This window comes from Candidatus Caldatribacterium sp. (assembly GCA_014359405.1).
Classification (GTDB): Bacteria; Atribacterota; Atribacteria; order Atribacterales; family Caldatribacteriaceae; genus Caldatribacterium; species Caldatribacterium oleiphilum.
This window is the reverse complement of record JACIZN010000066.1, coordinates 1-10,519: the sequence shown is the minus strand read 5'-3', so window position 1 is coordinate 10,519 and position 10,519 is coordinate 1. Positions and strand designations below refer to the sequence as shown.

The 10,519-nt window shown below is 54.2% G+C and carries 13 protein-coding genes and 1 pseudogene; 13 read left to right on the top strand and 1 reads right to left on the bottom strand.

The window, feature by feature from the left end:
• Nucleotides 1-12: 12 nt before the first annotated feature.
• A complete protein-coding gene (locus H5U36_06325; protein MBC7217752.1) occupies nt 13-255 on the bottom strand; it encodes a hypothetical protein in 243 nt (80 codons plus the stop codon).
• A gap of 21 nt (nt 256-276) precedes the next feature.
• Between H5U36_06325 and H5U36_06320 the strand changes: the two genes are divergently transcribed.
• The 13 genes and pseudogenes from H5U36_06320 to H5U36_06260 all read left to right on the top strand — a co-directional run.
• Complete coding sequence (locus tag H5U36_06320; GenBank protein ID MBC7217751.1) at nt 277-1,476, top strand: hypothetical protein; 1,200 nt, start codon at nt 277-279, stop codon at nt 1,474-1,476.
• A gap of 54 nt (nt 1,477-1,530) precedes the next feature.
• Nucleotides 1,531-2,735: pseudogene (locus tag H5U36_06315) on the top strand (type III PLP-dependent enzyme).
• Nucleotides 2,736-2,753: 18 nt separating this feature from the next.
• Nucleotides 2,754-3,485 carry an ABC transporter ATP-binding protein gene (locus tag H5U36_06310; protein ID MBC7217750.1) on the top strand — a complete coding sequence of 244 codons (732 nt, stop codon included), beginning with the start codon at nt 2,754-2,756 and terminating at the stop codon, nt 3,483-3,485.
• Nucleotides 3,482-4,726, top strand: a complete 1,245-nt coding sequence (locus H5U36_06305) for a SufD family Fe-S cluster assembly protein (GenBank protein ID MBC7217749.1) — start codon at nt 3,482-3,484, stop codon at nt 4,724-4,726. The genes H5U36_06310 and H5U36_06305 overlap by 4 nt, the downstream gene beginning before the upstream one ends.
• A gap of 12 nt (nt 4,727-4,738) precedes the next feature.
• Nucleotides 4,739-4,972, top strand: coding sequence for an Lrp/AsnC ligand binding domain-containing protein (locus tag H5U36_06300; protein MBC7217748.1), 234 nt, complete (start codon nt 4,739-4,741; stop codon nt 4,970-4,972).
• Between the two features lie 4 nt (nt 4,973-4,976).
• Entirely contained in the window at nt 4,977-5,558 is a 582-nt protein-coding gene (locus H5U36_06295; protein ID MBC7217747.1) for a hypothetical protein, read from the top strand.
• Nucleotides 5,558-5,974, top strand: a complete 417-nt coding sequence (locus H5U36_06290) for a YjbQ family protein (protein MBC7217746.1) — start codon at nt 5,558-5,560, stop codon at nt 5,972-5,974. The genes H5U36_06295 and H5U36_06290 overlap by 1 nt, the downstream gene beginning before the upstream one ends.
• A gap of 2 nt (nt 5,975-5,976) precedes the next feature.
• Nucleotides 5,977-7,125, top strand: a complete 1,149-nt coding sequence (locus H5U36_06285) for an iron-containing alcohol dehydrogenase (protein ID MBC7217745.1) — start codon at nt 5,977-5,979, stop codon at nt 7,123-7,125.
• On the top strand, nt 7,119-7,469 hold the full coding sequence (locus tag H5U36_06280; GenBank protein MBC7217744.1) for a cupin domain-containing protein: 351 nt from the start codon (nt 7,119-7,121) through the stop codon (nt 7,467-7,469). Before H5U36_06285 ends, H5U36_06280 begins: the two co-directional genes overlap by 7 nt.
• The gene (locus H5U36_06275; protein MBC7217743.1) at nt 7,463-8,320 is read left to right on the top strand and encodes a radical SAM protein; all 858 of its coding nucleotides are present in this window, start codon (nt 7,463-7,465) and stop codon (nt 8,318-8,320) included. Before H5U36_06280 ends, H5U36_06275 begins: the two co-directional genes overlap by 7 nt.
• A gap of 47 nt (nt 8,321-8,367) precedes the next feature.
• Nucleotides 8,368-8,856 (top strand): hypothetical protein, encoded by a 489-nt coding sequence (locus tag H5U36_06270; protein MBC7217742.1) that lies wholly within the window; start codon nt 8,368-8,370, stop codon nt 8,854-8,856.
• A 12-nt stretch (nt 8,857-8,868) separates the two neighbouring features.
• The gene (locus H5U36_06265; protein ID MBC7217741.1) at nt 8,869-9,696 is read left to right on the top strand and encodes a hypothetical protein; all 828 of its coding nucleotides are present in this window, start codon (nt 8,869-8,871) and stop codon (nt 9,694-9,696) included.
• 163 nt (nt 9,697-9,859) lie between these two features.
• Nucleotides 9,860-10,519 (top strand): hypothetical protein (locus H5U36_06260; protein ID MBC7217740.1); only part of this gene is annotated, 660 nt, incomplete at its 3' end.

Below are 10,519 nucleotides of genomic sequence, written 5' to 3'. Positions count from 1 at the left end.
ATTCCCTCCCCCTTACCCTTTCCACTCCCTGCGGACGCAGCGGCAGAATCCGTGGAAGTTAGCGCACACACCACCCATAAGGGAAAAGAAACCCCAAAAGAGTGGGCGGGTAAGGATGTGGGAGAGGGTGGGTTTGGAGACAGGGAGAAGGTACATGCCCCAGGTGATGAGAAAGCACCCGAGGACGATGCAGGCATGCCCAAAAAGAAGAAGTCCCCTTCGATTCACGATTGCGACCCTCCTTTCTCTTGCCATTATACGTGAGGGGCGAGGATTGTGAAAGGGAATACCCGATGGGGGCAGGAAGTGCTCGCAGGTTTCACCATGTTCTTTGGGGTTTTCCCCCTTCTCCGTGCCCAGGGGAATCCGGCGATAATCCTTGCTTCCTCACTCTGGACAATCCTTGTGAGTGCTTTTTCGAATCTACCCCTTGTGGTGCTCCCTTACTTTCCCCTTGTCGCTCTCTTCTCTTTTCTTCGGGAAGAGCTGCAGCTTCCCCCTGAGGTTGCTTTAGGGACCCTTCTTCTTGGCGGTGGTTTGGCTTTCCTCTTCTCCCTCTGGACAGGATGGCATCGCTTCTTTCGGATATTTCCGGCGGATCTCTGTCTCGCCTTCTCGGGAGGTTTGGGTCTCCTCCTTCTTTTGCAGGGCCTTGCAGAGGCCCGCATCCTTGTTCCGGGTTCATCCGGTTGGCTTGAGCTTGGGGACTTCTCTCATCCCCGGGTTTTAGCAGCGCTTCTGGGGCTTCTTGTGGGTGCCATTCTCTTTGGAGTTCGCCTGAAGGGGGCGCTCCTTTTTGGAATGCTCGCAACGGCTCTTTTTGCCCTCTGGAAAGGTCTCTGGTCTTTTGGGGGAGGGGAGTACGCTCTTTCTCTCTCTTTCTTCCGGGTAGATATCCCTGGAGTTTTCCAGTACGGTACCTTCCTCACCCTTTTTGTTGCGGCTTGCTTCGTCTTCTTTGAGACCCTTGGCCTCCTTGGGGGCCTCCTTGTGCGGCTTGATGAGAATTTCTCGAGGTTCCCCTGGGGCCTCCGTCTTGGCACTTTGAGTCCGGTTTTCGGCGCTCTTTTTGGGGTTCCAGGACTCCTTGCAGGACCAGAAAGCGCCATTGCAGTGGGAGAGCGAGGGAGAAGGGGTCTTGCGGGAGTGGTGTGTGGTGGATGCCTTCTGGTTTCCTTTCTCTTTTTCCGCTTTTTCCCACCCCTTCCGGCATTTGTTGCTGCTCCTGCCCTGTGCATTGGTGGCTTTGCCGTGATGGAACCTGTAAGCCGCATTGATTTCAAGAATGCCTCCTGGGGCATTCCTGCTTTCCTTGCTCTTGGGGTGACCGCCGGGACTCTATCGCTTGCCCAGGGGGTCGCCTTTGGGGTTGTAAGCCATACCGTTCTCAGCCTCGTTTCAGGACGCAGGAAATCCTTGCACCCCGTTTTCTACCTTCTCTCCCTCCTGGCCGTTCTTTTCCTCGTTTTCCAGTGAACCTGAAAATTCCCGGGAGTGTATTGCAAAGGGGGGAGGAAATGACTATACTTCATGCGGACCTCACAGCGAGGTACTTTACCTGGAAATCGGGTGATTGTGCGTACATGGAGAGATTGAGAGTTCTTGAGGAACGAGCTTTCCCCTTGAGTGAAACCCGTATTGCAGAGCTCGTTGCCGAGTTCGGTACCCCCCTTCTTGTTCTCCTGCGGGAACGGATTGTGGCAAATTACCGGGCTTTCCAGCGCTTCTTCCCTGGAGTCGAGGTATTCTATGCGGTTAAGGCCAATCCCCATCCTCTGGTGGTGGGTCTTTTAGCCTCTTTGGGGTCCTCTTTCGATGTAGCTTCGCAGCAGGAGATTGCGCTTGTGGCGAGTTTCGGTGTCCCTCCCGAACGGATGATTTTTGCAAACACCATCAAGAGGCGGGAAGGTTTGCTCTATGCTCGTCGGGTTGGGGTTTCCCTCATGACGTACGACAACGAGGAGGAACTCAAAAAAATTGCTCGTTTCTATCCGGAGGCAAAACTCGTCCTTCGCCTGAAGACTCCCTCAAACGGAAGCCGAATTGACCTCTCGTACAAGTTCGGTGCCGAACCTGAGGAGGCGTTAGAGCTTCTTGAGCGTGCCTGTAGCATGGGATTGCACCCTGTAGGCCTGAGCTTCCATGTGGGTTCTCCGTGCCATAATCCCGAAACTTACGCTAAGGCTTTGCGCATTGTGGATGAGGTTCTTGCGGAGGCCCAAAGGAGAGATCTTTTCCTCACCCTTATCGATATCGGTGGGGGATTCCCTCTCCACACCTATGGGGCAGAAGGGGGATCGGCCAGTCTCGAAGCGGTTGGTGAGGTCCTTCGTCCTCTCCTTGCACCCTTCCTCTCTCGAGGGTTTCGAGTCATTGCCGAGCCGGGACGAAGCATTGTGGGGAATGCAGGAATTCTCATTACCCGTGTCATTGGAAAGGCCAAGCGTTCCGGGAGAGTCTGGTACTACCTTGACGATGGCCTCTACGGAACGTTCTCAGCCATTCCCTTTGATAAAGCTCGCTTTTCGTTCTTTGCCCTTAAGGAAAGTGAAGAAAGGGTTCCCGCAGTGCTTGCCGGGCCAACCTGTGATTCCCTTGACGTTGTGGCTGAGGACGTTCTTCTTCCTCCTCTTGAAGTGGACGATCTCATTGTTGTTCCCGACATTGGAGCATACTCTTGGGCTTCAGCCACAAACTTCAACGGTTTCGATAAGCCGCAGGTGGTCATGGTATAATGGACAGAGGAGGGAGCCATGCTCTACGTAGAGCGGTTGCAGGTTGCGGTTGGTGATTCTCTCATCCTCAACGGTGTAGACCTTGAGATTGGAGAAGGAGAGGTCCATGTTCTTCTTGGTCCCAATGGTGCCGGGAAAACAACGCTCCTCATGGCCATAATGGGAATGCCGGGGTACCGCATTGTGGGGGGAAGGATTTTCTTCCAGGGGAAGGATATCACCTATCTCGATGTGGAGGAACGGGCACGCCTTGGCATTGGTATGGCTTTTCAGAAAATGCCCACGATAAGCGGTATTACCCTCCGTATGCTTGGGCGCATTGTTCTTGACAGACAAGGTGTAACCGATTCCCTTGAAGAGGTTGCCGCGCGGGTGAATTGCTCCTACCTCCTTGACCGGGATGTGGGAAAAGGGTTCTCGGGGGGAGAAATGAAACGGGCAGAACTCTTCCAGCTCCTTCTCCAGCGCCCTCTCTTCTCTATGGTCGATGAGCCCGAGTCAGGAGTGGACCTTGACAGCATCGCCCTTGTGGGCCGGGCTCTTCGGGAACTCTTTGAGCGGGACCAGGTGCGGACGAAGAAGCGCTCTGGCCTTGTCATTACTCACACAGGGTACATCCTTGAGTACCTCAACGCCGACCGGGGACATGTCCTGATGAACGGCCGAATCGTGTGCAGTGGCAATCCCCGGGATCTCTTCGCCGATATCAAGGAGAAGGGATACGAGGAATGCGCGAGGTGTGACCGATGAAGGTCCAGGAAGAGTACCTGAAAGACCTGCGGGAACGGGCAGAGAGAGCCCTCACCAAGCGAGCACCCTTAGGACCGGATATTGATCTCTCGCAGTTCTACCTCTGTGCCCCTCGGGAGAGAGTTGAAGATGTTCGGGAAGTAGGGGAACAGCTCAAGGAAGCAGCACTCTACGCGGGAGTAGAACTCGAGGGCGAAAAAGCTGCCACTTACCTCCAGGTGGACCGTTCCGCGGTGTACGAGAGGGTCCAGCGGGCCTTCCAGGGTAAGCTCGAGATCATGAGTTCGCAGGAAGCGCTCAGGAAGTATCCGGAACTCTTGGAATACTGGTGGGGTCTTGTTCCTGTTGATGCGGACAAGTACACGGCCTTTGCCGAGCTCTGTCCCACAGAGGGGTACTTCATTCGAGTTTTCGCCCACACAAAAGTTGAGTTGCCTCTTCAGGCTTGTCTTCTCGTGTCAGAGAAAGCCCGGGTGCAGAGTGTGCACAACATTGTGATTCTTGAAGAGGGGGCGGAGGTCAACCTCATCACCGGGTGCGCTTCGGTGCGAGGAGCCGAAAGCGGAGTGCATATCGGGGTGAGCGAGTTCTACATTGGCGATAATGCCCGCCTGACTTTTACCATGGTCCACAACTGGGGAGAGGCTTTCCATGTTCGTCCCCGGACGGTTGCAAGGCTTGGCAAAAATGCTTTCTTCAGCAGTACTTACGTCCTCTTGAAGCCCCTTGCTTCCATCCAGGCTTTTCCCCAGGTTATCCTGGAGGGTGAGGGAGCGCAGGCGACCTTCCAGAACATAGTCTTTGCGAAGGGGAACTCGTACATTGACCTTGGTTCCACGCTGGTTCTCAAAAACCGGGGTTGCCGAGGGAGTTCTATATCCCGGGTCTGCGCCATGGATGAAGCTCAGGTCTTTGCTCGAGGAAGGCTTGTTGCCTTCCATGATGATACCCAGGCACATCTTGAGTGTAAGGGCATCCTCTTCTCTGAGAAAGCCCAGATAGTTTCCGTTCCCGAACTTGAGGTGCATGGGGCTCCAAAGGCCCGCCTTTCCCATGAGGCTGCCGTAGGTCCCTTTGAGGAAGAGGCGGTGAACTATCTCCGGGCACGGGGATTAAAGAGAGAAGAAGCACTTTCCCTCCTCACCCAGGGCTTTTTGAATCTCGATCTTCCTGGTCTGCCCCAGGCACTCAGGCGGTACATTGAAGAAATTATCCGGGTAACCTCCCGGGATGTGCTATAGGGGTGTGGGTTTTTGGCGGTTCAGGCGTACATCCTCATTCAGGTTCAGGCAGGGAAGGCTCAGGGAATTAAAAAGGAGCTGAGTCAACTTCCCTACTTCCTTCGTGTGGATCGGATTATGGGACCCTTTGATATTATTGCTCTCGTTGAGGTGGAGAGCAATCGGGAGATCGGGGAAGTTGTGCTCAAGGAGATTCATGCTATGAACGGGGTTAAAAGAACGCTCACCTGTCCGATCATTCCCTGAGACCATGAAACCAAAAGGTCCTATTTCCCCTCGAGAGGAGGAAATACTTTCCTTCATAACCCGGTACTGCCAGGAGGCAGGATACCCCCCCACGGTGCGGGAAATCGGAAGAGCGGTTGGTCTCCATTCTTCCTGCAGCGTCCACTACCATCTCCGGAAACTTGAGGAAAAGGGTTTCATTCGTCGCAAGCCTGCAAAACCCCGAGCCATCGAGCTTGTTTCTGTGAGTGATGGGGAGGTGGTCTCGGGAGACGTCGTTCTTCTCCCTTTCTTGCAGGAGGTCGTGCAGACGAAGGAAGGGGTTTCCCTTACCTTTGCTCGTACCTTTTTGCCTTTTCCCAAACACCTTGTCGGTGAGGGGGAGTACTTCGTCTTCCTCGTTCAGAACGGAGCCTTCAGTCGCTGGCATATTCTTGAAGGGGATTACCTTCTTGTGGAGCGAGGGAGTAACTTCGAGGGAGAGGTTCTCCTTCTCGTTGTGAGCCAGGGAAAGGTGTTCCTGGAGCGAGTGTCCTTCTGGGACGAGGAAAAGGATATCAGGGGGAGTATCATAGGGAAAGTTGTGGGAGTGTGGAGGAGGCTTTGATGGTTGTCACAAGGGAGATTCGTCTTGAAACCAAAGGGCATACGGATGTCGTCCCGCTGACGGAGCAGGTTGCAGCAATTCTCAAAGAGTCCGGTCTCTCTTCAGGTCTTGTGTGCCTTTTTCTCCCTGGAACGACAGCAACGCTCACGACGACCGAATTTGAACCCGGCCTTGTGAAGGATATTAAAGACTTCTGGGAACGAATTGCACCGGTTGAGCATTTCTACGAGCACAACGCCCGCTGGCACGACGGCAACGGTTACGCCCATGTGCGGGCTCAGTGCTCAGGTCCGTCTCTTGTTCTTCCCTTCGTGGAGGGAAAGCTCCTCCTTGGAACCTGGCAGGATATTGTGCTCGTTGATTTCGACAATCGTCCTCGTTCACGGACAGTTATCGTTCAGATTATGGGGGAATGAGGATGAAGGAGTCCCTTGTCTTCCGATTGCCTCAGGAAATCTACTTTGGCCCAGGTGAGGGGAAACGGGTTGGAGAGCACCTCAGACGTTTCGGAAGACGTCCTCTCGTGGTGGTGGGGAAGCGATTTGCTCAGGAATCAGGAATTCTCGACGAGGTCCTTCAATCCCTTTCTTCTGCCTCCTGTGAAGCGGTGGTCTTCAGTGGTGTTCCCCCGGAGCCTACTCTTGAAGTTGTGGACGAAGGGGTGAAGGTGGCGCGGGAATCCCGCTGCGACAGTGTTGTGGCATTGGGGGGAGGGAGTGTTCTCGACTGTGGGAAGGCCATCGCCGGTGTTGTCCCCAATGGAGAGAGTGTGGTTCCTTACTTTGAGGGTGCTCCGCTTCTGCATCCTGCACTCCCCTGGATTGCCATGCCCACCACAGCGGGTACAGGATCGGAAATGACGAATAATGCCGTTCTGACGGATGCTTCACGAAAGCTTAAAAAGAGTGTCCGGAGTCCGTTTCTCGTTGCCCGAGTAGCCCTCATCGATCCCACGTACACCTACTCCCTTTCTCCGTACCGTACCGCTACAAGCGGGGTGGACGCCCTGGTACAAGCCATTGAGGCCTACACAAGCCCTCATGCTAATGTCATCACCGACGTTCTTGCCCTTGAGGCTATACGCCTCCTCTGGGAATACCTGCCGCAGGCGGTCCGGGATGGGAAAAATCCCTTCTTCCGGAAGCAGGTGGCAAAAGGGAGCATGCTGAGTGCCATGGCCTTTGCGAATGCTTCTTCAGGGCCATGCCATGGTCTTGCGCACATGGTTGGTCCGGAGTTCGACATCCCTCACGGTGAAGCTTGTGGCATTCTTTTGCCCCCGGTTATTCGCTTCAATGCGCAAGTTCTTGAGGAGCGGTACCAGAGCATTGCCAAGTGTGTCGGCCTTGAAAAAAAGGAGGGAGAGAGCTGGGGAGAGGCGCTTGCTCTTGCTTTTTCACGGTTTGTTGCCGGAGTGGGTCTGCGGACAAAGCTTCGGGATTTTGGTGTGCCGAAGGAAGTCCTTGCGCAGGTGGTTTTGGAGGAACGTATTGGACGGAGTATCCTTGAAAACCCCCGTCCGATGCGTATCCAGGACCTTGTATCGCTTCTTGAAGAAGCCTGGTAGGGGGGAAGAAAATGGAGGTTGTCTTTGAGAAGGACAAAACGTTTCGTGAGGGTGACTGGGGCATCAAGTACCTCTTCCGGGGTCCTCGTCTTGACTGCGGTGTTGTGTACCTGAAGCCCGGAACGAATATGGGGGCGCACTACCACAGGGAAGTGGAGGAAACGTTCTTCATTCTCGAAGGGAAGGGAATCCTCAAGCTCAACGGTGAGGACATTCCCGTGGAGGCAGGGATGGCCCTTCGGGTGGAGCCGGGGGAACGGCACGATCTTTGCGCTCTTGATACGCCTCTGCGGGGAATTTTTGTGAAGGTCCCGTATCTCCCAGAGGATAAGGTGTCGTGTTAGAGGAACTTCACAAGCGTTTGCGAGCCTGTTCTCTTTGTCCTCGCCGGTGTGGGGTCGACCGTACCCGGGGGGAGCAGGGGTTCTGTGGTGGTGGCATGCTCCCTCGGGTGGCGAGTTTCCATCCTCACTTTGGTGAAGAGGAGATTCTGAGTGGGCATCGGGGTTCAGGGACCATTTTCTTTTCCGGATGCAATATGGCCTGCGTGTACTGCCAGAATTACACCATCAGCCATTTCCGCGAGGGAGTGGAGGTAACCGCTGAAGACCTGGCGGGAATGATGCTTGTCTTGGAGCGGAGGGGTTGTCACAACATTAACCTTGTGACACCGACCCACTTTACCCCCCAGATTTTCGAAGCCCTTTTCCTCGCCCGCAAAAGGGGCTTGACCGTTCCTCTTGTGTACAATACGAGCGGGTACGAAGATCTCGAGGTACTCCGGCTCCTTCGGGGCCTTGTGGACATTTACCTCCCGGATATGAGATACTCTAAAGAGGAGAACGCTGTACGGTACTCCCAGGCTCCACGGTACCCTGAGGTCTGTCGGGAGGCTATTCGGGAGATGTTTGCGCAAGTAGGGAATGTCGTCCTGGATGAAGAAGGAGTTGCTCGTCGAGGGCTTGTGGTTCGTATTCTCATCATACCTTCCCTTGAGGAGGAGGCAAAAGAGAACCTTCGGTTCCTCGCTACCGAAATTTCTCGGGATGTTTTTGTGACGCTTCTTCGGCAGTACCGCCCGGTGTACCGGGCACAGGATTTCCCGGAGATTGACCGTTTCGTGAGCGATCGGGTGTACCAGGAAGTGCTCGAGTACGGGAGGTCTCTTGGGTTGCACAATTTCATTCTCCAGTGAAGGGAGGGTACATTGTGCGGGAAGCTCTTCTTGAGGTTGCGAGGCTCATGGCCGTGGCAGCAAAAACAGCTCCCAAAGCGGTTGGAAAGGATTTCGTAACCGTGAAGATTCTCGAAGGAGAGGATGTCCGTCGCCTTGGTGAAGCAATGGTTCGGCACGGAGAGGAAAATGGTATCAAGGGGTTCGTCCGGGATGGGAAGAACGTGCTCGATTCCGAAGTGGTGGTGCTCATAGGCTTGAAGGATGCGCAGCCTGCGGGGCTGAACTGTGGAGCCTGCGGCCTTGACCGGTGCAGTGACCTTGTGCCAGAAGAAAAAAGGGAGTTCAAAGGGCCCCAGTGCGTCATGCGACTTCTTGACCTTGGCATTGCTTTGGGCTCGGCGGTGAAGATGGCCTCCCTCCTCAACGTGGATAACCGCATCATGTACCGCATAGGAGTTGTGGCCCGGAAGGAAGGCCTTGTGTCTGATGATGTGGTCATGGGGATTCCCCTCTCGGCCTGGGGGAAGAACATTTACTTTGATCGAAAAGAGTAAGAGGGTGGAGATATGCAGTTTGGCCTGCGTGTTCAGGATATTATTGGTCTTGTGCTTGCGGTGCTCATTGTGGCCATCCTCATAAGCATCATTCTCATCCTCCGAGAGAGTGCTCGGGAGAGGCGGCTGTGGCGGGAAGAGTACGAGGAAGAGGAACCAGAACGGCAGCAAGTCCGAAGGGTGAGATTTACCCAAAAAGTGCGGGAAGAAGAGCATCCTGTGGCAAGAGAAGAGAAGCCTCGTGTAGTTCGCTCTAAAGGGGTAGTTGAAGAAGAGAAGGAAAAACGAGAAGAAAAGGTTGGACCACCGCTTATGGAAGGGGTGGAAGAGGTTGAGACTATCCCTGTGTCTGAGGTGAAAAAGGAGGAACCAAAGCAGGTCGTTCTCGAACGAGCTCTGCGGAAACTCGAGGATTTAGGAGTTGACTTCGGTGCGATGAAGCCTGTTTTCAGCGAGGATGTGGTCCACTTCTCGCCACTCCTTTGGGAGGTGAAGGAGGAGGTTCGATCGGGCAAGGAGCTCGGTGACATTGTCATCCACACGGTCTTTAAGAGCCTTCCCGGGTATTCTCCTGACGAAATCGTTGAACGGTACCGCTCTGGGGACGTTTCGGTGGTTGAAAAACTCGAGGCTCGGGTGAAAACGCGGGAGGGACGGGATTTCCTTATTGCAACGATGAACCTCGTGCATTTCCAGGTCCCAGAGCTCGATCGCCACTTCCGCCAGGGGAATCTCAAAGAAGAGGAGTATGAGCTCCTCCGAGCCCTGAAATTCGTCGACCGAGCTACCAAAAAAGACTTTGCTCGAATGGTCTACGCCCGCATTATGGATGAGGACTAAGTGAGGTACCCTTTGTACCGGCGTCGCCGGGAATGGTTCTGGTTTCTGGTCTTCTTCTTTGTCCTCTTGGGTCTTTTTGTCCTCTTTTTGATTCTTGGTCTTTTTACGCCCTCGGGTGTGCTATAATTCAAGGGAAACCCTGTATGGAGGGGGTGTTGCTCCTTTGAAGAACTGGCTTTCTACCATCGTTGCGTTTGTTGCCCTTGTTGTCTCGGTTGTACTTGCGGTGTCCTTTGGAAACCTCTCTCAGGACGTGCGAGGTATTTCGGGCAAGGTAGCAGAGGTTTCGAAGGCGGTTCCGGAGAATGTGGCTCGCCTTGAGGAGAAGATGGCCGAGCTTGAGGAGCGTCTGGCAGGTGTGGGTGAACTCGAAGTATCTTTTGGAGAAATTCAGAAAGCTCTTGAGGAAGAGAGGACACATTTGCGGGAACTCTCAGAGTGGAGAGGAACGATCGAGTCTTCTCTTGCTCGTCTTCAGGAAGAGCTTGGCTCAGAGAGGGCACGTCTTGAAACCCTGGAGAGGCTGAAAGAAGATATGGAGAGCACTGCCTCTGCTCTTCGGGAGTACGTTGATGGGAGAATTGGGGAAGTGGAGGCAAAGCTCGTGGATAGCAAAGCTCTCGAAGAGAAAGTGAAGGCTCTCCTGGAGGAAGCCGAGAGAAAAAATCGCGAGGCTTTACAAAGCTTGCAAGACGAGCTTGCAAGCCTTAGGGAGAGAGTTGAGAGCTTGAGTGTCGATGAGCGTTTTGCCACTTTATTGCAGTACGTCGCCAAGAAGATAGGGGAACTCCAAGAAAAGGTAGGGGATCAGGAGGCCCTTCTT

Bases quoted from the DNA above. Each gene is read 5' to 3' on its own strand.
- H5U36_06325 (MBC7217752.1), bottom strand. From the start codon at position 255: ATGGCAAGAGAAAGGAGGGTCGCAATCGTGAATCGAAGGGGACTTCTT.
- H5U36_06310 (MBC7217750.1), top strand. From the start codon at position 2,754: ATGCTCTACGTAGAGCGGTTGCAGGTTGCGGTTGGTGATTCTCTCATC.
- H5U36_06305 (MBC7217749.1), top strand. From the start codon at position 3,482: ATGAAGGTCCAGGAAGAGTACCTGAAAGACCTGCGGGAACGGGCAGAG.
- H5U36_06295 (MBC7217747.1), top strand. From the start codon at position 4,977: ATGAAACCAAAAGGTCCTATTTCCCCTCGAGAGGAGGAAATACTTTCC.
- H5U36_06290 (MBC7217746.1), top strand. From the start codon at position 5,558: ATGGTTGTCACAAGGGAGATTCGTCTTGAAACCAAAGGGCATACGGAT.
- H5U36_06285 (MBC7217745.1), top strand. From the start codon at position 5,977: ATGAAGGAGTCCCTTGTCTTCCGATTGCCTCAGGAAATCTACTTTGGC.
- H5U36_06270 (MBC7217742.1), top strand. From the start codon at position 8,368: ATGGCCGTGGCAGCAAAAACAGCTCCCAAAGCGGTTGGAAAGGATTTC.
- H5U36_06265 (MBC7217741.1), top strand. From the start codon at position 8,869: ATGCAGTTTGGCCTGCGTGTTCAGGATATTATTGGTCTTGTGCTTGCG.